Genomic DNA, 20,162 nt, shown 5'->3' with positions numbered 1-20,162 from the left:
GATGGCGAAACTACTGGCAATGAAGGACGTGGCCGAGCGGGTAGGCTATAGCGAGAGCAAGGTCTACAAACTCATCCGAGAGGGGCGATTCCCCGCCGGCAGGAAGATGCCCACCGGCGGCGTCAGGTGGCTCGAGGAAGAGGTTGATGAATGGATCACCCAGACATTCGGTCAGGCACAGGAGGTGCATCTCGCTTCAGTGTGAGGGCATCAATGTAGTCACTCCACCACTGGAGCATCTTCCGTCGCTCATCGAGATAGTCGGCATGGTTATACGAGGCGCGCACCTTGTCCCCGGGGGTGTGCGCCAGTTGACGCTCGATGACATCACCGCGCCAGCCATGCTGATTGAGCAACGTAGAGGCCGTGGCGCGGAAACCATGGCCGGTGAATAGGCCCGCCCATCCCATATGCCTCAGCCGGCCGTTGATCGTTGTTTTGGCCATAGGCTGGCGAGGATCTCGCAGCCCCGGGAACATCATCTCACCATTACCGGTATATTCATGAAGCTCCTGGAGGAGCACTACGACTTGCTGAGGCAGCGGCACGACGTGAGGTCGACGGCGCTTCATCTTGTCCGCTGGAATATGCCACTCAGCTCGCATCCAGTGGATCTCCTCCCATCGACCTTGGCGCATCTCCCCTGTCCGCAGCATGGTGCGCATCAGCACCTCCATGGCGATCTGAGTCAGACGGTACCCGCCTTTCTCGGGGATGCTCACCACCAGCTCCCGCAACTGCTCAGGCGTCAGAGCTCGGGCATGGCGAACCGGGGGCTTAGACACCGCCCGGCGCAACGGTGCGGATGGGTCATGCTCCGCGCGTAATGTGCTGGCGGCGTATTGGTAAATCGCACCACACCACTGGCGGACCAGGTTGGCCACTGTCGGGGCACCTCGCTCCTCGGCGGCACGCATCACCTTCAAGACATCCGCCGCGGTGACCTGGCTGATGTGCTTGTGCCCGAAGGCTGGGATCATTTCTCGCTCGAGCCCCTTCTTTACCTGGCTCGCATAGTACTCCGTCCAATGCGCCTCCTGGCGGGAATACCATTCCATGGCGATGGTCGCGAAGCTGTCCTCCGCTGCTGAGCGCTCGGCAGCCTGCTGGGCTTTGTAGGCCTCCACTGGATCGACGCCTCGAGCAGCCGTGACCTTCACCCAGTCGCGCTCTTCCCGGGCCTGCGCCAGCCTCACGACCGGATACTGCCCCACTGTGAAGATCCGCTCCTTGCCGTGGATGAAATATCGAACTCGCCAGAACTTCTTTCCGCTGGGGCGTACGTCGAGATAGAGCCCCTCGGAGTCGGGTACTCGGTACGGCTTCTCGCCTGGCTGGGCCTTGCGTGCCTTGGTATCTGAGATGGCCACCTGGGTAACGCCTCCCTGCTTTTGCCTTCATGCTAGCCGTTACCCAGGTTGTTACCCAGGTCGGTCAGCAATTCGCATGGAACCAGGTACACCACTATACAGAAAACCCCGCATATAGCGGGGCTTTGCATACTGGATATTTATTCAAGTATAGGACCATACACTTGCGTGGTAGTTATCGATCATCACGATCATGTCGGGCATAAGCTCCTGATTCTCATGAGCCAACCGGCTCGATCACTGGATTCTTGCTCGCTTTCCTACCCACAATGCCCGAATCATCTCTACCGCGAGCCGACGGATACAAAAATGCCGCCTCGCGGGCGGCATTGTTGTTCGGACACGTCAGACACGCGAAAGCCGCCCCTTCAATCGTAGAGGCGCCACTGCTTTGCGGAGGTCGTCGTGGAAATCATCATGCTCGCTATAGTGTGCGGCGCGACCGACCCTGTCAAGACGCGTGGCCGGGCGTTCACGAGAGATTGTCCAGGCCGCGCTCGGCCATGGCCACGGCGCGGAACAATGCACGGCGCTTGTTGATGGTTTCCTGCCACTCATCATCGGGATCGGAGTCGGCGACGATGCCGCCACCCGCCTGGACGTGCAGTTCACCGTCCTTGATCACGGCGGTGCGAATGGCGATGGCGGTATCCATGTTGCCATGCCAGGAGAGATACCCCACCGCACCGGAATAGATACCGCGCTTGACCGGCTCCAGCTCGTCGATGATTTCCATGGCACGCACCTTGGAGGCCCCGGACAGGGTTCCCGCCGGGAAGGTGGCCCGCAGGACGTCCATGGCCGTCATGTCCGGCCGGAGACGGCCGGTGACCTGGGAGACGATGTGCATGACATGCGAATAGCGCTCGACGGCCATGTTGTCGGTGACCGTCACCGACCCCGGTTCGCTGATGCGTCCCACGTCGTTGCGACCAAGATCGATCAGCATGACGTGTTCGGCGATCTCCTTGGGATCATCGAGCAGGTCGGCTTCCAAGGCCCGATCCTGCTCCTCGGTGGCGCCACGCGGCCGGGTCCCGGCGATGGGCCGTACCGTGACCTCGCCTTCCTCGAGTCGCGTCAGGATCTCCGGCGACGACCCGACCACATGATGATCGTCGAGGTTGAGGAAGAACATGTAAGGCGATGGATTGAGGCTGCGCAGGGCACGATAGAGATCCAGTGGCGGCGCCTGATAGGGAATGGACATCCGTTGAGATGGCACACACTGCATCACATCGCCGGCCTTCACGTATTCCTTGATGCGCTCCACCGCCGCCTTGTAGCCCGCCTCGCTGAAGCTGGCGTGGAAGTCATCCTCCGAGACGTCATGACGACCGCTTCCCGGACTGCGTCCCTCCAGCACCACGCCACGCAGCTTCTCCTCCAGCGCCTGGAGCCGTTCGAGCGCTCGAGCATGCGCCTGCGGCTCGCCTGGATCGGCATGGGTCCAGAGCGTCAGGCGGCCGGCGAGGTTATCGAAGACCACCAGGTCGTCGCAGACCATCAGCAGGATATCCGGCACGCCGAGCGGGTCGGGCTTCTCCACGCCACGCAGCCGTGGCTCGATGTAACGAATGGTGTCGTAGCCGAAATACCCCACCAGGCCGCCGTCGAAGCGCGGCGTATCGTCCAGCCGCGGCACCTTGAAGCGTGCCTGGAAGTCCTCGATCCAGGCCAGCGGGTCCTCGACCTCAACGGCACCGCTCCCCTGGCCATCGACGATGTGCTCGACACGAAAGCCGCGCACCTCGATACGCTCGCGACACGGAAGACCGATGATCGAGTAACGTCCCCACTTCTCTCCGCCCTGGACGGATTCCAGCAGGAAGGTCCAGGGCGCATCGGCGAGCTTGAGATAGGTGGAGAGCGGTGTATCGAGATCGGCCAGGACCTCGCGGGTGACGGGAATGCGGTTATAGCCGGCGTCGGCCAGTTCCTGGAAACGTTCGGGGGTCATCATCTGCCCTGTGCCTCGCGGTGGTGAAGGACTCGCGGTGGAGAAAACGTGACGAATCGAGAGACAGCATGGCTGTCTCAGTAGGCGAGCGTCACCATCGCCAGCCTGCCTTCAAGGCGCGGGACTCGAAAGGTTCGGCAAGATTACGGCAGGCAAAGGCATCCAGCGTCATGCGAGCGTCCATACAGGCGGGTAATGCGAAGATTCCCGGGCATCATAATGAATCGTCATGGGCGGCCCGACGGCGTCAGGCCGGGCCAAGATCACCCTAGACGAGTTCCCGAAGCGATTCAACCACGCCATCCGGGCCGCTGGCGGCCACCGGCTCACCATGATTGTAACCATAAGGCACCGCCAGGGTACGAAAGCCCGCCGCGCGGCCTGCCGCCATATCGTGCCGTGAATCGCCGACCATCAGGCAATTCGCTGGCGATATCGAGAAATGCTCGGCGGCATGGGTCAACGGCAAGGGATCGGGCTTGCGTCGCACCAGGCTGTTGCCGCCCAGGCAGAGGGAAAAATGCCCGGCCAGTTCGAAGTGCTCGAGAATCGGCGCAATGAAGGCCTCGGGCTTGTTGGTCACCAGTACCAGGATCATGCCCGCCCCACGCAATGTCTCCAGCGCCTCGCGCACGCCGGGATAAAGCCGGGTGGCGTTGCAGGGTCGCTGTGCGTAGTGCACCAGGAAGCGCTCATGGGCCTGCCGGCAACGCTCGGGATCGGCATCCCTTCCCAGGGCATCGCGCAAGGCACGCTCGATCAGCACCATCGAGCCATTGCCGACCCAGTCCCGGACTCGAGATTCGCCCCGTGCAGGCATGCCCAGGTCGCACAGGGCTGCATCCACCGCCGCCGCCAGGTCGGGCACGGAATCCACCAGAGTACCATCGAGGTCGAAGGCTACCAGGCGAATGCCATCGAGCAGCGAATGCATAACAGTGTCTCCTTTGACGCGTTCATATCCCTAACGGGGCATGGGCAGGACCCGCTCAGGCGCTTATGCTGGTACTCCCATCTTCTCAGGAGCTTATCGAGATGAGCATACCAAGAATCGTCGTCGTCGGCGGTGGTGCCGGCGGTCTGGAGCTGGTGACCCGCCTGGGACGGCGTCTAGGACGTCGCGGCCGGGCCGAGATCGTGCTGGTGGACCGCAATGCCACGCACATCTGGAAGCCCCTGCTGCATGAAGTGGCCACCGGCGTGCTGGACTCGGGATTGGACGAGATATCCTATCAGGGCCATGCCCGCGCCAATGGCTACCGCTTTCAGCGCGGCACCCTAGAGGGGCTGGACCGTGAAGCGCGCACCCTCACCCTGGCACCGATCCTCGATGATGACGGCCTGGAGGTACTGCCATCGCGCACGCTGTCCTACGATGAGCTGGTCATGTCGGTGGGCAGTGTCAGCAACGACTTCGGCACGCCAGGCGTCGGCGAGCACTGTCACTTCCTCGACAGCCCGCACCAGGCCGAAGCCTTCCGCAAGGACATGCTCAACGTCTTCTTGCGCTACAACGCCCCGCAGCAGGACACCCAGACCCGCATGGTCGTCGGCATCGTCGGTGCCGGCGCCACCGGCGTGGAGCTTGCCGCCGAACTCTACGACGCCTCCCAGATGCTCCACAGCTATGGCTTCACCCCGCTGGAGAGCGAGCACCTCGAAGTCCATCTGATCGAGGCCGCGCCGGGTATCCTGCCCGCACTGCCCGACCGCATCAGCCAGGCGGTGCACACCGAACTCGAGCGCCTGGGGGTTCGGGTCCATGTGTCGACCCGCGTTACCCGCGTCGAGCCCTCGGCCATCATCACCGCCGACGACCAGCGCATCGAGACGGACTTGAGCGTATGGGCCGCCGGCATCAAGGCGCCCGCCTTTCTCTCCGAACTCGGCCTCACCACCGAGCGCAACCATCGCATCAAGGTCGAGCCGACACTGCAGAGCATCGACGACCCGCACATCTTCGCCTTCGGCGATTGCGCCAGCTGCCCCCAGGACGACGGCTCACAGGTGCCTCCGCGCGCCCAGGCCGCCCATCAGCAGGCCAGTCTGCTCTACAAGAACCTGCGCGCTCGACTCGACGGCAAGCCACTCAAGCCCTTCGTGTTCCGTGACCGGGGCTCGCTGATCTCGCTGGCCCACTTCGATGCCGTCGGCAGTCTGATGCGTGGCGCCTCGGCACGCAGCCTGTTCATCGAAGGCCACCTGGCGAAGTTCTTCTATGCCTCGCTGTATCGCATGCACCAGCGCGCCATACACGGCACCCTGAAGACCGGCCTGATGGTCGTGGTGGATGGCCTCAACCGCTTCCTGAAGCCGCGCATGAAGCTTCACTGAGTCGTGATACCCGGGCTCATGCCCCACATCACGCAACGAGGGCCGCCGGGGGTAACCCGACGGCCCTCGTCATGCAGGGTCCGGAGCTGTCAGCCGCTCACATCGGCACCGCCCTTCTCCTCTCCATGGTGATAGACATGCACGTCGCGCTGGGGAAAGGGAATGTTGATGCCTTCGCGATCGAAGCGGCGCTTGATCTCCTCGGTCATCTCCCAGTAGACATCCCAGTAGTCGACGGCCTTGACCCAGGGACGCACGATCCAGTTGACGCTGGAATCGCCCAGCGAGCCGATGCGGATATTTGGTGCCGGGTCCTCCAGGACCCGTGAATCGTCGGCCACCACGCCCTCGAGCACACGGCGCACGGTGTCGATGTCGTCGCCATAGCCGACCCCGACGACCAGATCCACGCGCCGCGTGGGGTGCGTCGAGTAGTTGGTGATGGCATCCGACAGCATCTGGCCGTTGGGCACGATCACCCGACGATTGTCAGGCGTGCTGAGCTCGGTATTGAAGATCTGCACTTCCTCGACCGTGCCGGAAACGCCACCCCCTTCGATGTAGTCCCCCACGCGATAGGGCCGGAACAGGACCACCATGACCCCGGCAGCGAAGTTCGCCAACGAGCCCTGCAACGCCAACCCCACCGCCAGGCCGGCAGCACCGATCACCGCGATCAGCGAGGTGGTCTGAATGCCAAGCTGGCCGATCGCCGCCAGCACCACGGCAAACATCAGCAATATATACAGGATATTGCCCGTGAACGTGATGATCAGAGGATCGGTCTTGGCCCGCTTCATGGCCTTGATCACCAACCGATGCAACAGTTTGGCGATCCAGCGACCGATCACGAAGATCACGATGGCCGCCACCAGGTTGATCACGAAGCTCGTTCCCTGCACCTGCAGGAACTCCACTACCTTCTCCAAGTCCATATCGCCTCCTTTGCCTCTGCCTCAATGAAAGAATGGTTCCTGCGGCCGACGCTTCCCTCAGGCCTTCACGCGTCGTTCTGCCATCCAGCGCCGCTTGCCCTGTGCCGACAACCGCTTGACGCCGGCTTCGAGCCGCAGCGCCTCGCCGCGATCCCCCACAGCCTGCTGATATACTAGTTGCAAGGGCCCCTTACCGCGCAATGCCTTGGCGCCACGCCCCGCCCTGTGCTCGGCCAGGCGCCTCTCGACATCCGTCGTGATGCCGGTATAGAGCGCACCATTGGCCATCTCGATCACATAGAGGTGCCACTGGCACGCCGCTTCCTTCTCCATGCTCAGGCCTCGGCGAGCGCCCGGCGAAACCGCTCGATCACGCTATCGTAGCGGTGCGGATCATCAGGATTGCGCGCCTTGAAGACCGCCGATCCGGCGACGAAGGTATCGGCACCGGCCCGGGCGATCTCGGCGATGTTCTCGACCTTGACCCCCCCATCGATCTCCAGGCGGATGTCGCGTCCCGACGCATCGATACGGCGACGCGCCTCGCGCAGCTTGTCGAGCGTGCCGGGTAGAAACGACTGGCCACCGAAGCCGGGATTGACGCTCATCAACAGGATCATGTCGACCTTGTCCATCACATGGTCCAGAAACGTCAGGGGCGTGGCCGGATTGAAGACCAGGCCGGTCTTGCAGCCACCGTCACGGATCAACTGCAGCGAACGATCGATATGCTCGGAGGCCTCCGGATGGAAAGTGACGTAACTGGCTCCGGCATCGATGAAATCGCCGATCAGGCGATCCACCGGCTTGACCATGAGATGCGCGTCGATCGGCGCGGTCACGCCGTGGCGCCGCAGCGCCTCGCAGACCATCGGCCCGATGGTCAGATTGGGCACGTAATGATTGTCCATCACGTCGAAGTGCACGATATCCGCCCCCGAAGCGAGCACATCGTCGACTTCTTCGCCAAGCCGGGCGAAGTCGGCGGAAAGGATCGAGGGGGCGATCAGGTAATCGGGCGTCGTTGCAGTCATGAGATTCTCTGGCAAAAGATCGAGTGGTCACGATGGCGAGCCATTCTAGCAGGATCAACGGCACAACTCGTGACTTGCAGGATAGCCACACGCCACCGATAGTTAATGGCCGCCATGCATAACAATGCGACAAGGAGACGTCATGATCCCACGCTGGTTACTCACCCCGCTCAACGCAGGCCTGCTGGTCGGCTCCATGCTGACCGCTCCCCTGGCCCTTGCGCAGCCGGCGATCCTCGAAGGTGAGCGATTCCACCCCGAAGAGGGTGCCAACGGCATGGTGGCGACCAGCCACTTCCTGGCCTCGCAGGTTGCCCGGGATGTCCTGGCCGACGGCGGCAACGCCGTGGATGCCGCGGTCACTGCCGGCTTCGCCCTGGCCGTTACCCAACCTCGCTCCGGCAATATCGGCGGCGGCGGCTTCATGCTGATCTCCGACGAGAACAGCGACGAAGTCATCGCCATCGACTATCGCGAGACCGCGCCTGCCGCCGCCACCGAGACCATGTTCCAAGACGAGGACGGCAATGCCGTCTCGGAGTGGTCGCGTTTCACCCATCGTGCCGCCGGGGTGCCCGGCACCGTGGCCGGCCTGGCCCTGGCGCTCGAGAAGTACGGCACCATGAGCCTGGCCGACGCCCTGGCACCGGCGATCCAGCTCGCCGAAGAGGGCTTCGAGGTGCCGCCCCGCTTCGTTGCCGGTGTCAACGACACGCGCGAACGCCTGGAAAAGTGGGATTCGACGCGCAAGATGTTCTTCAAGGAGGACGGCAGCGCCTACGAGGTCGGCGACACCTTCCGCCAGCCGGATCTGGCCGCGACGCTCAAGCGCATCGCCGAACAGGGCGCCCGCGAATTCTACGAAGGCAAGACCGCCGAGCTGATCGCCGCCGAAATGGAGCGCCACGATGGCCTGATCACCCTCGAGGATCTGGCCGGCTACCAGCCGGAGATCCGCGAACCCAGCCACGGCACCTATCGAGGCCACGACATCTACGCCATGAGCCCGCCCTCCTCGGGTGGTGCGCACATCGTGCAGATGCTCAATATCCTCGAGGACTACCCGATCTCAGAGATGGGCTTCAATTCCGCCGATACCATCCACGTGATGGCCGAAGCCATGAAACGCGCCTACGCCGACCGCTCGGAATACCTGGGCGACACCGACTTCGTCGACGTTCCGCTCGACGGCATCACCTCCAAGGCCTATGCCGACGAACTGCGCGAGCAGATCGACATGGACAACGCCACGCCGAGCAGCGACATCGCGCCCGGCAAGCCTCTGCCCTACGAGTCCAACGAGACCACCCACTTCTCCATTGCCGACGACAATGGCCTGGCGGTCTCCAACACCTACACCATCAACTTCAGCTACGGCTCGGGCATCGCCGTGGAAGGCGCCGGCTTCCTGCTCAACAACGAGATGGACGACTTCTCCGCCAAGCCCGGCGTGCCCAATGCCTATGGCCTGATCGGTGGTGAGGCCAACAAGATCGAGCCCGGCAAGCGCATGCTCTCGTCGATGACGCCGACCATCGTCAAGCGTGATGGCAAGAACTTCCTGGTCACCGGCAGTCCGGGCGGCTCGCGCATCATCACCACGACGCTGCAGGTGTTGATGAATGTCATTGACCACGACATGAACATCCAGTCGGCGGTCAGCGCCCCGCGCATCCATCACCAGTGGCTACCCGACGAGATCCGCATCGAGGCCGGCATCAGCCCGGACACCCTCGAGCTGCTCGAAGCCAAGGGACACACCATCAGCCAGCAGGCCGCCATGGGGGCCGCCCAGTCGATCGTGATCGAGGACGATCATTTCTTCGGTGGCGCCGACCCCCGCCGCTCGACCTCCTCGGCCATCGGGCTTTGATGCCCCATGCCCCCGGTTCATCCGGGGGCATCCTCCCTCTTCCCTCTTTTGCAGCCGACGTTCCCCTCTTCGATAGTTATAGACAAAAAAAGAATAGATAAACCACTTGTAATTCCATTTGGCGATTACTACCTTAGCGGTCTAAGTAAATCCATCGTGGATCCAAGGAGTCGTCATGTCGCCGCTGCCCTTTGTACGTCGCACCTTCACCGCCTCCATCGTCGCTGCTGGCCTGGGCATCGGCCTCGCCACGCCGGCCATGGCCGCTGAGCGGGAGCTGCTCAACTCCTCCTACGACATCGCTCGGGAACTGTTCGCCGAGATCAACCCGGCCTTCAAGGCACACTGGGAAGCGGACCATGACGACACCTTGACCATCAAGCAGTCTCACGGTGGCTCGTCAGCCCAGGCCCGCGCCATCCTGCAAGGACTCGGCGCCGACGTGGTGACCTACAACCAGGTCACCGATGTTCAGGTACTCGCCGACGCCGGCCTGGTGGCCGAGGACTGGCAGCAGCAACTGCCCAACAATGCCTCGCCCTACTACTCCACCACCGCCTTCCTGGTGCGCAAGGGCAATCCCCTGGGCATCGAGAGCTGGGCCGACCTGGCCGACGAGGATGTGGAACTGGTCTTCCCCAACCCCAAGACGTCGGGCAACGGCCGCTACACCTACCTGGCGGCCTGGGGCTACGCGGATCGCGCCTTTGACGGCGACGAGGAGAAGATCAAGGACTTCATGCGCACCTTCCTCGGCAACGTCAAGGTCTTCGATACCGGCGGTCGCGGTGCCACCACCAGCTTCATCGAGCGTGGCATCGGCGATGTGCTGATCAGCTTCGAATCCGAGGTCAACAATATTCGTCAGGAATACGGCAGCGATGAATACGAGGTCATCGTGCCGCCGGTCAGCATCCTGGCCGAGTTCCCGGTCGCCGTGGTCGGCGAGAATGCCGAGGAGAACGGCAACACCGAGCTGGCCCAGGCGTATCTGGATTACCTCTACAGCGAAGAGGCTCAGCGCATTCTGGCCGGCTTCAACTACCGCGTGCACGACGAAACCGTGGTCGAGGAGTTTGCCGATCAATTCCCCGAGACCGAGCTGCTCGAGGTTCAGGATGTCTTCGGTGGCTGGGACCAAGCCATGGAGACCCACTTCAAGAGTGGCGGCACCCTCGATCAGCTCCAACGCCGCTGAGTGACGCCATGAACGAGGCATCATCATGACAGCTGCGGCCTTTCCCTTGCCCCGGGCCCGGCAGCGCGTGCTGCCGGGCTTCGGCCTGTCCCTGGGCATCAGCCTGACCTTCGTTTCGCTGGTCCTGCTGCTGCCGCTCACCGGTCTGGTCGGCCAGCTTGCGGGGCTTTCACTGGGCGAATACTGGGCGATCATCAGCGAAGGGCGCGTGGTGGCCAGCTATATGACCACCATCGGCGCCGCGGCGGTCGCCGCGGTGATCAATGCCATCTTCGGGCTGCTGCTGGCCTGGGTCCTGGTGCGCTACGACTTCCCGGGCAAGCGCCTGCTCGATGCCTTGATGGATCTTCCCTTCGCCCTGCCGACGGCGGTAGCCGGCATCACCCTGGCCACGCTCTACTCCAGCAGCGGCTGGATGGGCAAGGCGCTGGCACCGCTAGGCATCGACGTCGCCTACACCTGGGCGGGCATCGCGCTCGCCATGGCCTTCACCAGCATTCCCTTCGTGGTACGCACCGTGCAGCCGATTCTCGAGGATCTGCCGGGGGAAATCGACGAAGCCGCCATGGCGCTGGGCGCCCGTGACGGCGTGGCCTTTCGCCGCGTGATCCTGCCTCACCTCTGGCCGGCGCTGGTCACCGGCACGGGCCTGGCTTTCGTACGCTCGCTCGGTGAATTCGGCGCGGTCATCTTCATCGCCGGCAACATGCCCTACGAGACCGAAATCACCTCGCTGATGATCTTCGTCAAACTGCAGGAATACGACTATGTCGGCGCCTCGGCCATTGCCTCGGTGGTGCTCGCCACCTCGTTGATCCTGCTGCTGGTCATCAACCTGTGGCAGGGCCGCTTCATCCGACGCCTGCACGGAGGAGGCAACTGATGCAACGAATCGGAGACGCTCCCGCCCTGCGCCGCCTCCTCATCGGCGCCGCCGTGGCACTGGCCGCACTCTTCCTGCTGCTGCCGCTGGTGGCGATCTTCGCCCAGGCCTTCGCCGAGGGTATCGGCGGCTTCTGGCGCAATGTCAGCGATACCTATACGCTGTCCGCCATCGGTCTGACGCTGTTCATCACCCTCCTGACCATCCCGGTGAACCTGGTGTTCGGCGTGATGCTGGCCTGGCTGGTGACGCGCTTTCGCTTTCCGGGACGCCGACTGCTGCAGACGCTGATCGACATTCCCTTCGCCATCTCGCCGGTGGTCGCCGGCCTGGTCTATCTGCTGCTGTATGGGCGCAATGGCTGGATCGGCGGCTGGCTGGACACCCATGACATTCAGTTGATGTTTGCCTGGCCGGGCATCCTGATGGTCACCATCTTCGTCACCTGCCCCTTCGTGGCGCGGGAGCTGATTCCGCTGATGCAGGCTCAAGGCTCGCGGGAGGAAGAAGCCGCGGTCACTCTGGGCGCCTCGGGCTTCACGCTGTTCCGCCGGGTCACCCTGCCGAACATCCGCTGGGCACTGCTCTACGGTGTCATCCTGACCAATGCCCGGGCCGTCGGTGAATTCGGCGCCGTCTCCGTGGTATCCGGCGCGATCCGCGGCGAGACCAACACCCTGCCACTGCACGTCGAACTGCTGTATCAGGACTACAACACCGTGGGCGCCTTCGCCAGCGCCGCCCTGCTGGCCCTCATCGCCCTGTTCACACTGGCCGCCAAGGCCGGTCTGGAGTGGCGCGCCACGCGCCGGGAGGCTTCCGCATGAGCATTCATCTCGAGAACATCGCCAAGCACTATGGCCGCGGGGGTCGCCACCAGGCCCTGGCGCCCCTGGATCTCGACATTCACCAGGGCGAGCTGATCGGGCTGCTCGGTCCTTCCGGTTCCGGCAAGACCACGCTGCTGCGCATCATCGCCGGGCTCGAGACGCCCGACCGTGAACCCGCGGGTCGCATCCTGTTCGGCGAGCGCGATGTCACCCGGCTGCACGTCCGCGACCGACGCATCGGCTTCGTCTTCCAGCATTATGCGCTGTTCCGTCACATGACGGTCTACGACAACGTGGCCTTCGGCCTGACGGTGATGCCGCGCCGTCAGCGCCCATCCAGCGGCGAGATCCGCGCTCGAGTGCACCGCCTGCTGGAAATGGTCCAGCTGGAGCAACTGGCGGGGCGTTATCCGGCGCAACTGTCCGGCGGCCAGCAGCAGCGGGTCTCGCTGGCACGCTCCCTGGCCCTGCGCCCCGATGTCCTGCTGCTCGACGAACCCTTCGGCGCCCTGGATGCCAAGGTCCGCCAGGAACTGCGTCGTTGGCTGCGCCACCTGCACGATGAGCTGAACTTCACCAGCGTCTTCGTCACCCATGATCAGGAAGAGGCGCTGGAACTCTCCGACCGCGTGGTGGTGATGAGCGATGGCCGCATCGAACAGATCGACACACCGGAGGCGCTGTATCGCGCCCCTAGCAACCGTTTCGTGTTCGAGTTCCTGGGCGATGTGAACCACCTCGAAGGCAAGGTACGCGATGGCGTTCTCACCTGCGGTGACGCCCGGCTCGAGGTCGACTTGCCCGATGGGGCCGAGGAACTGCTGCTGCGTCCTCACGAGGTAGCGCTGGACAAGACGCCTCGCGAGTCGGCCCATCTGCCGGTGACCGTGACCGCCATCGCGCCGGTTGGCGCGGAGGTGCGCGTGGAACTGGCCGCCGACTGGCTGCCCGGCCCCTGGCTTGCCACCGTACGACATGCCGATTTCGAGCGCCTCGCCCTCACTCGCGGCATGCGACTGTTCGCCCTGCCTCGCCGCTGGCACCGTTTTCCGGAAAAGGCGACGACGCGCGACACCACGGCACTGCTGGCAGACTGAAACAGGCGTTCACGAAACATGCAGGCGTTTCGGCGAGAAGGCTATACTCGATGCCTCATCGCCATGTCAGGGAGAGAACTCATGCAACGTCGATGCTTTCTGCGACTCATCGCCTTGTTGCTGTCGGTCGTCTGGCTCACCGGCTGCTCGGCGCCTCAGTACCTGCAACCAACGCCCGAACGTACCGTTGCAGTCCCGAGCGTCGGCCAGGGCCAGGCCGTGACCGTGGCGGTCGTGGACGGCCGAGACGGGCCGCAGATCGGTACCCGCAGCGGCAACGCCATGTCGACCTCGGTGATCACCGTGGAGGCCGGGCCCTTGATGCCGAAGCTCCAGGCAGAGGCCGAACGCGCCCTGCGCGACATGGGCTTCGAGCCGACCACGCAAACCGCTCAAGGACGTCCTCGCCTGACGCTGACCCTGCAGCGTCTCGAGTACGGGCGCGGCCAAAGCCGACCGCTGATCGATGAGGCCCGTCTCGAGTCCGTGCTGGTCGCCAAGGCAGAGAATGGTGGCGCGACCTACACCGGGACCTATACCTCACGGCGCACCCAGGGGTACGCCGTGCGCCCGGATCTCAAGGACAATACCAAGATGGTCGCCGAGCTGCTCTCGGACGGGCTGAATCGCGTCTTCAGGGACCCCGAACTGGGGCGGTTCCTGGCACGTTGAAGAGGGACCGACCGTGAAGGGACGGCGTGGCCCGCGGCTCTTGCCTTCTCAAGAACGCCCCGGGCCACGCCGGACCAACTGCCAGACACTCTCCTGGAAACCGCTGTCGGGCTGTCGCTCACCATCCTCCAGATGCGTCACCTCGAAGTTGGGCGAGAAGCGCTCGATCACTTCATCGGCCGTCACGTCAAAGGGCGGCCCACCCGTATCCCCCGGCGCGCGAGTCAGGGAGACCAACAATCCCCGAGCGCCGGGTGGCAGCAACTGCGCCAGATGAAAGGCATAACGCTGACGCTTGGCCTCGGGCAAGGCGATCAGCGCTGCCCGATCGTAAAAGGCCCCGAGGTCTGCCGCCTCGTTGACATGAAAGTGGAAGAAATCCCCGCACCACAGCTCCACCTTGCCCTGACGGCTGACGGTGAAGCGCGACTGATGATAGCGGGACACTTCTCCTTCGCCCTCGGCCATGAACTGCTCGATGGCAGGCTCGGCCAGTTCGATGCCCAGCACCGGATGGCCACGAGCGGCCAACCAGCGCATGTCCAGGCTCTTGCCGCACAAGGGCACCAGCACCTTGGTACCTTCGCCGACACCGAGACAGGGCCAGTGGCGCTCGAGCGCGGGGTGGACCGCTTCCCGATGAAAGCCGATGCGCCCTTCTTGCCAACGTTGCCGCCAGTCCTCGTCCATGCTGCGTCCTCTGCTCAGAACCAGCGGTCGCGCTTGCGACGCCGGCGCGGCAGATGAGGAACGATCAACCCCACCAGCAGGCCGGCACCCGCCACGCCCCCGCCATACATGAAGTAACGCATCAGCAGATCCTCTTCCTGGGTCTCCAGGCGGGCCCGCAGATCGCGAACGCTGCTCCGTGACGCTTCGGCCTCGGTGGCAAGCTCATGGTTGCGCTCCTCCAGCTCGGCGATGCGCTGCTCTCTTACCTCGAGTGTCTCGCTGAGCGCATTGATACGCCCTTCCCAGGTGTCATTGATACCGGACAACTCGGCACTCAACTCCTCGACCCGGGTCTCCAGCGCCGGCAACTGGACGCGCGCGCTCGGCGTATCCTGCAACTGGTCGCTCGGCAACCAGACCTCATCGCCGCTCTCGCTGCGCACCTCGGTATACTCACCTTCGGTATCGAGCACTTCCACCGGCTCACCGGCTGTCAGGCTACCGACGATGCGGTAACCATCGGTAGGTCCGCTGCGAACGTAGGTCGTCAGTTCATCGGAGACCCAGCGCGAAGCATCGTCTCCCCCCTCATCATCCTGCTGAGCGAAAGCCGGCAGGGTCAGGGCCCCGAGCAACACGCCCAGTGTCACTTTCTTGCTTAGTTGCATCGTCATGCTGTCATCCTGGGTATCCAAGGCTCTGTGTGCGATGTCTCAAGGCAATGGCGGCAGGTGCCGGTTTCCCTTCCGACCCGACCCGCGATGAGTGCGATGCTCCTGCGACATCATCCACAGTTGCTGTGGACAAGTGCCGGGAAAACCGCTGGAAACCACCGGCCAGGCGGCGTGCTGTCGGCATGGTCGCGGTATCGATCACATCATGACCACCTGTGCGCGCCGCCAGGGCCGATACAGGCGCCAAAGGTACCATAGACTTGGCAAGCCCGGCAGCGCACGACGCTGGCCCCCGAGGTCGTGCGCGCGTATAATTCTGGCCTCATCGGAAGACGTCACGTCTCCTCTTGCCAAGGAAGCGCTGCATGAATCGGCAAGCGTCGTGAAACGCCAGGCGCACGGAGCAGAAAGACACGCCATTCGGTTCGGCGAGTTTTCGAATGCTGTGCCAGCTCGCGGTTCACACGTCAGGACATTCAAGGCAACGTTTCCCTAAACGCTCATCCACCGGTGCAACCCGTCGGGCCTCGACGCCACGACTAGATTCTTATGGCGAAGAAACTCTTCATCAAGACGCACGGCTGCCAGATGAACGAGTATGACTCCGCGCGCATGGCGGATCTGCTCGGCGAATCCCATCAGCTGGAGCTCACCGACGACGAGCATGATGCCGACGTCATTCTGCTCAACACCTGCTCGATCCGAGAGAAGGCACAGGAGAAGGTCTTTCACCAGCTTGGCCGCTGGAAGAAGCTCAAGGACGCCAATCCGGACCTGGTGATCGGCGTCGGTGGGTGCGTGGCCAGCCAGGAAGGCGATGCCTTGCGCAAGCGCGCCCCCCAGGTGGACCTGGTATTCGGCCCTCAGACCCTGCACCGTGTGCCGTCCATGCTCGACGCGCGACAGGATGACAAGATTTCGGTCGTCGATGTCACCTTCCCGGAGATCGAGAAGTTCGATCACTTGCCGAAGCCGACCTCCGATGGCGCCACCGCCTTCGTCTCGGTCATGGAAGGCTGTTCCAAGTACTGCACCTTCTGCGTGGTTCCCTACACGCGCGGCGAGGAAGTGTCGCGGCCGTTCGAGGCGGTGATGGACGAGGTGATTCACCTGGCCGACCAGGGCGTTCGCGAGATCAACCTGCTGGGCCAGAACGTCAATGCCTATCGCGGCGAGAACCAGCTCGGCGACGAGATCGACCTGGCCGAGCTGATCAGCTGCGTGGCGGCCGTCGAGGGCATCGACCGCATTCGTTTCACCACCTCGCATCCAGTGGAGTTCTCCGACAGCCTGATCGAGGCCTACGGCGAGATTCCGGAACTGGTCAGCCATCTCCACCTTCCGGTGCAGGCCGGCTCCGACAACGTCCTGGCCGCCATGAAGCGCGGTCATACCGTCGAGGAATACGTCGACAAGCTGGAGCGCATCCGCGCCCTGCGACCGGACATCAGCTTCTCCTCGGACTTCATCATCGGCTTCCCCGGCGAGACCGAGGCCGACTTCGAATCGACCATGGACCTGATCCATCGCATCGGCTTCGACGTTTCCTTCAGCTTCGTCTATTCGGCACGCCCCGGCACACCGGCAGCCGCCTTGCCCGACGAAACGCCGGAAGAGGTCAAGAAGCAGCGCCTGGCCATCCTGCAGGAGCGCATCAACCAGCAGGCCATGCAGATCAGCCGTCGCATGGTGGGCACGACCCAGCGCATCCTGGTCACCGGCTTCTCGCCCAAGGACCCGGGTCAGCTCTCCGGGCGCACCGAAAACAATCGGGTGGTCAACTTCCGCGCCCCCAATCCCACCGAGCTGATCGGCTACTTCGTCGACGTGGAAATCACCGAGGCGCTGCCCAACTCACTGCGTGGTGACCTGGCATCCCCGGAGCGTTTCTGACCCGACCAAGGTTGCCAGGCGCTGTCGGCGCTCGGCATCGGGCGTCGACAGCACCGGGAGATGGCTTCGGCCGCTTGATCCGGTGCGCCGTCGGCGCTCGCCTGGCACCGCTGGGCTTGCCCGCTTCGGTGCGCAGCCTGCCCCCGGGCAGACCACCGTTGCTCCGGCACCCAAGGTGGCAGTAAGCTGACCGCGATCACTCATCAAACCATGGACCCGCCTGTCTTGAGCCAGTCATCCACACCGGCCAATCGCATCATCACGCTCAATCTCGAGCCCAACGACCCGCAACGCCTGGCCAACCTCTGCGGGCAACGCGACGAGCACCTCAAACTGATCGAGGCGCGGCTCGGCGTCACGCTGCGCAATCGCGGCAACACCTTTCAGCTGGCCGGACCGGAGCACCGGGTCAAGGCCGCATCCAATGTCGTCGAGCACCTCTATCGCGAGGCCGAGGCCAGCGAGCTGACCCCGGACACCGTTCACCTGTTCCTTCAAGAATCGGGGCTCGAGGCGCTGGAAGAAGAGGAAGCGGGCTCGAACGGCGGGGACGACGTGCTGATTCGCACCCCCAAGGCGCTGATCAAGCCTCGCGGCTTCAACCAACAGGGCTACGTCTCGAGCATCCGTGGCCATGACATCAATTTCGGCATCGGCCCGGCCGGTACCGGCAAGACTTACCTGGCCGTCGCCGCCGCCGTGGAAGCGCTCAACCAGCAGGAAGTGCGCCGCATCCTGCTGGTGCGCCCGGCCGTCGAGGCCGGCGAGAAGCTCGGCTTTCTGCCCGGCGACCTGGCCCAGAAGATCGACCCCTATCTGCGACCGCTCTACGATGCCCTCTACGAAATGATCGGCTTCGAACAGGTCGCCAAGCTCATCGAGCGTCAGATCATCGAGATCGCACCGCTGGCCTACATGCGAGGCCGCACGCTCAACAATGCCTTCATCATTCTCGACGAGAGCCAGAACACCACTCGTGAGCAGATGAAGATGTTCCTGACGCGCATCGGCTTCGGCTCCACCGCCGTGATTACCGGCGACATCACCCAGGTCGACCTGCCGCGCGGCCAGACCTCGGGCTTGATCCAGGTCCTCGATGTGCTCAAGGACACCCCCGGCATCGGCATGACGCACTTCGCCGCCAAGGACGTGGTGCGCCATCCCCTGGTACAACGCATCATCGAGGCCTACGATGTCTTCGAGGCCGAGCAGGAAGCCGAAGCCAGGGCCAAGCGGGAAGCCCGTGAGCAGGAACGCGAGGCACAGCGTCAACAGCGACAGGAGCGCCGCGACAACGGCGACACCGAGAATACATGAGCTCACCGGATATCGATCGCCAGGTCGCCCTGGAAGCCGAGGACCTGCCGCAACAGGCGGATCTCGAGGCCTGGGTGGCCGGCGTGCTGTCTCGCCACCCCGACGAGACACGCCAGGAGCTGACGATCCGCTTCGTCGATGCCGAGGAGAGTCGGACCCTGAACCGCGACTATCGCGATCGCGACCGTCCGACCAATGTGCTCTCCTTTCCCTTCGAATGCCCGCCGACGGTGGCCGTGCCTCTGCTCGGCGACCTGGTGATCTGCCATCCGGTGGTCGTCGACGAAGCCAGGCAACAGCACAAGTCCCTGACCGATCACTATGCCCACATGGTCGTGCATGGCACGCTGCACCTGTTGGGTTACGATCATATCGAGGACGATGAGGCAGAGGTCATGGAAGCCCTCGAACGAGACATACTCGCTGGGCTGGGCATCGCCGACCCCTATGTCACCCCCAGCCCTCCCCCGCGCGACATCGATACCGAGGACGAGAGAGCCGACGCATGAGCGAAGACCGATCGAGTAGCCAGGGCAACAAGTCCTGGCTCGATAAATTGTTCAGCGCCCTTTCCAGCGACAGCGACGAACCCAGCTCCCGAGACGAGCTCCTGGAATTTCTGCGCCAGGCGGCGACCCGTCTCAAGCTGGAGCAGGACGCCATGATGATCATCGAAGGCGCCCTGAACATCAGCGACCAGCAGGTTCGCGAAGTGCTTATCCCGCGCTCTCAGGTCAACGCGATCGACCTCGACCAGCCACTGGAGGAATACCTGCCGGTGATTCTCGAGACCGGCCATTCCCGCTATCCGGTCATCGGCGAGAACCTCGACGAGGTCAAGGGTATCCTGCTGGTCAAGGACTTGCTGCCGCTGCTGCGCAACGGGCAGGACAATGGCCATGCCTTCCAGCTCGAGGAAGTGCTGCGCCCGGCGATGTTCGTGCCGGAATCCAAGCGGCTCAACAGCCTGCTCAAGGAATTTCGCGACACCCACAACCACATGGCCGTGGTGGTGGATGAATACGGCGGCACCGCCGGCATCGTGACCATCGAGGACATTCTCGAGGAGATCGTCGGCGATATCGAAGACGAACACGATACCGACGAAGAAGCGGACATCCGGGATCTGGGCAACGGTCGCTATGCCATTCGCGCCCTGACGCCCATCGAGGACTTCAACGAGCACTTCGGCACCCGGCTCTCCGACGAAGAGTTCGATACTCTGGGCGGTCTGGTCATGCAGCGTTTCGGCCATCTCCCCGGACGCGGCGAGCACACCGTGATCGGCGGCTGGCGCTTCACCGTGCTCAATGCCGACAACCGCCGCATCCGACTGCTGGAGGCCGAGCAGGATACCCACGACGCCGACGACCAGTGACGGCCCTCGTCCACTAGCCTTGACGACGAACCATGGACGGAA

At 63.6% G+C, this 20,162-nt stretch carries 20 protein-coding genes; 12 read left to right on the top strand and 8 right to left on the bottom strand.

What is annotated here, in order from left to right; genetic code table 11:
* The first annotated feature begins 1 nt into the window (after position 1).
* Positions 2 to 205, top strand: a complete 204-nt coding sequence (locus tag HSDC_RS07380; protein ID WP_064699292.1) for a helix-turn-helix transcriptional regulator — start codon at positions 2 to 4, stop codon at positions 203 to 205.
* On the opposite strand, the gene HSDC_RS07375 is transcribed toward HSDC_RS07380, so the two are convergent.
* The 3 genes from HSDC_RS07375 to HSDC_RS07365 form a co-directional block, all read right to left on the bottom strand.
* A complete protein-coding gene (locus HSDC_RS07375; RefSeq protein WP_064699291.1) occupies positions 156 to 1,370 on the bottom strand; it encodes a tyrosine-type recombinase/integrase in 1,215 nt (404 codons plus the stop codon). The genes HSDC_RS07380 and HSDC_RS07375 overlap by 50 nt on opposite strands.
* A 472-nt stretch (positions 1,371 to 1,842) precedes the next feature.
* Positions 1,843 to 3,330, bottom strand: a complete 1,488-nt coding sequence (gene trpE / locus HSDC_RS07370; protein ID WP_064699366.1) for an anthranilate synthase component I — start codon at positions 3,328 to 3,330, stop codon at positions 1,843 to 1,845.
* A 268-nt stretch (positions 3,331 to 3,598) separates the two neighbouring features.
* The gene (locus HSDC_RS07365; protein WP_064699290.1) at positions 3,599 to 4,264 is read right to left on the bottom strand and encodes a phosphoglycolate phosphatase; all 666 of its coding nucleotides are present in this window, start codon (positions 4,262 to 4,264) and stop codon (positions 3,599 to 3,601) included.
* A 101-nt stretch (positions 4,265 to 4,365) separates the two neighbouring features.
* Between HSDC_RS07365 and HSDC_RS07360 the strand changes: the two genes are divergently transcribed.
* On the top strand, positions 4,366 to 5,664 hold the full coding sequence (locus tag HSDC_RS07360) for an NAD(P)/FAD-dependent oxidoreductase (protein ID WP_064699289.1): 1,299 nt from the start codon (positions 4,366 to 4,368) through the stop codon (positions 5,662 to 5,664).
* A gap of 89 nt (positions 5,665 to 5,753) precedes the next feature.
* On the opposite strand, the gene HSDC_RS07355 is transcribed toward HSDC_RS07360, so the two are convergent.
* The 3 genes from HSDC_RS07355 to rpe are packed head-to-tail and all read right to left on the bottom strand — an operon-like array spanning position 5,754 to position 7,633.
* A complete protein-coding gene (locus HSDC_RS07355) occupies positions 5,754 to 6,599 on the bottom strand; it encodes a mechanosensitive ion channel family protein (RefSeq protein WP_082919976.1) in 846 nt (281 codons plus the stop codon).
* A 57-nt stretch (positions 6,600 to 6,656) separates the two neighbouring features.
* Positions 6,657 to 6,932 (bottom strand): GIY-YIG nuclease family protein, encoded by a 276-nt coding sequence (locus HSDC_RS07350; protein WP_064699288.1) that lies wholly within the window; start codon positions 6,930 to 6,932, stop codon positions 6,657 to 6,659.
* 2 nt (positions 6,933 to 6,934) lie between these two features.
* The gene (gene rpe, locus HSDC_RS07345; RefSeq protein WP_064699287.1) at positions 6,935 to 7,633 is read right to left on the bottom strand and encodes a ribulose-phosphate 3-epimerase; all 699 of its coding nucleotides are present in this window, start codon (positions 7,631 to 7,633) and stop codon (positions 6,935 to 6,937) included.
* Between the two features lie 142 nt (positions 7,634 to 7,775).
* On the opposite strand from rpe, the gene ggt reads away from it, so the two are divergent.
* From ggt to HSDC_RS07315, 6 genes are all read left to right on the top strand, one after another.
* Positions 7,776 to 9,506, top strand: coding sequence for a gamma-glutamyltransferase (gene ggt, locus HSDC_RS07340; RefSeq protein ID WP_064699286.1), 1,731 nt, complete (start codon positions 7,776 to 7,778; stop codon positions 9,504 to 9,506).
* A 175-nt stretch (positions 9,507 to 9,681) separates the two neighbouring features.
* Complete coding sequence (gene cysP / locus HSDC_RS07335) at positions 9,682 to 10,704, top strand: thiosulfate ABC transporter substrate-binding protein CysP (RefSeq protein ID WP_064699285.1); 1,023 nt, start codon at positions 9,682 to 9,684, stop codon at positions 10,702 to 10,704.
* 25 nt (positions 10,705 to 10,729) lie between these two features.
* A complete protein-coding gene (gene cysT / locus HSDC_RS07330; RefSeq protein WP_064699284.1) occupies positions 10,730 to 11,587 on the top strand; it encodes a sulfate ABC transporter permease subunit CysT in 858 nt (285 codons plus the stop codon).
* Positions 11,587 to 12,414: a sulfate ABC transporter permease subunit CysW gene (gene cysW / locus HSDC_RS07325; RefSeq protein WP_064699283.1), complete on the top strand. Its 828-nt coding sequence runs from the start codon at positions 11,587 to 11,589 to the stop codon at positions 12,412 to 12,414. Before cysT ends, cysW begins: the two co-directional genes overlap by 1 nt.
* Positions 12,411 to 13,514, top strand: a complete 1,104-nt coding sequence (locus HSDC_RS07320) for a sulfate/molybdate ABC transporter ATP-binding protein (RefSeq protein ID WP_064699282.1) — start codon at positions 12,411 to 12,413, stop codon at positions 13,512 to 13,514. Before cysW ends, HSDC_RS07320 begins: the two co-directional genes overlap by 4 nt.
* Positions 13,515 to 13,595: 81 nt before the next feature.
* A complete protein-coding gene (locus HSDC_RS07315; protein WP_064699281.1) occupies positions 13,596 to 14,186 on the top strand; it encodes a YajG family lipoprotein in 591 nt (196 codons plus the stop codon).
* A gap of 48 nt (positions 14,187 to 14,234) precedes the next feature.
* Here HSDC_RS07315 and HSDC_RS07310 read toward each other — a convergent pair whose 3' ends face one another.
* Positions 14,235 to 14,876, bottom strand: coding sequence for a thiopurine S-methyltransferase (locus HSDC_RS07310; RefSeq protein ID WP_064699280.1), 642 nt, complete (start codon positions 14,874 to 14,876; stop codon positions 14,235 to 14,237).
* Between the two features lie 14 nt (positions 14,877 to 14,890).
* Positions 14,891 to 15,532 (bottom strand): TIGR04211 family SH3 domain-containing protein, encoded by a 642-nt coding sequence (locus HSDC_RS07305; protein ID WP_137055222.1) that lies wholly within the window; start codon positions 15,530 to 15,532, stop codon positions 14,891 to 14,893.
* A 549-nt stretch (positions 15,533 to 16,081) separates the two neighbouring features.
* Between HSDC_RS07305 and miaB the strand changes: the two genes are divergently transcribed.
* The 4 genes from miaB (at position 16,082) to HSDC_RS07285 (ending at position 20,120) form a co-directional block, all read left to right on the top strand.
* Positions 16,082 to 17,425, top strand: a complete 1,344-nt coding sequence (gene miaB / locus HSDC_RS07300) for a tRNA (N6-isopentenyl adenosine(37)-C2)-methylthiotransferase MiaB (RefSeq protein WP_064699279.1) — start codon at positions 16,082 to 16,084, stop codon at positions 17,423 to 17,425.
* Positions 17,426 to 17,635: 210 nt separating this feature from the next.
* A complete protein-coding gene (locus HSDC_RS07295) occupies positions 17,636 to 18,742 on the top strand; it encodes a PhoH family protein (protein WP_425292854.1) in 1,107 nt (368 codons plus the stop codon).
* Positions 18,739 to 19,251, top strand: coding sequence for an rRNA maturation RNase YbeY (gene ybeY / locus HSDC_RS07290; RefSeq protein WP_064699278.1), 513 nt, complete (start codon positions 18,739 to 18,741; stop codon positions 19,249 to 19,251). The genes HSDC_RS07295 and ybeY overlap by 4 nt, the downstream gene beginning before the upstream one ends.
* Positions 19,248 to 20,120, top strand: a complete 873-nt coding sequence (locus tag HSDC_RS07285) for a CorC family transporter (RefSeq protein ID WP_064699277.1) — start codon at positions 19,248 to 19,250, stop codon at positions 20,118 to 20,120. The genes ybeY and HSDC_RS07285 overlap by 4 nt, the downstream gene beginning before the upstream one ends.
* Positions 20,121 to 20,162: the final 42 nt, after the last annotated feature.

Source organism: Halomonas caseinilytica (assembly GCF_001662285.1).
GTDB classification, from domain to species: domain Bacteria; phylum Pseudomonadota; class Gammaproteobacteria; order Pseudomonadales; family Halomonadaceae; genus Halomonas; species Halomonas caseinilytica.
This window is presented reverse-complemented; position numbering and strand designations above follow the sequence as displayed.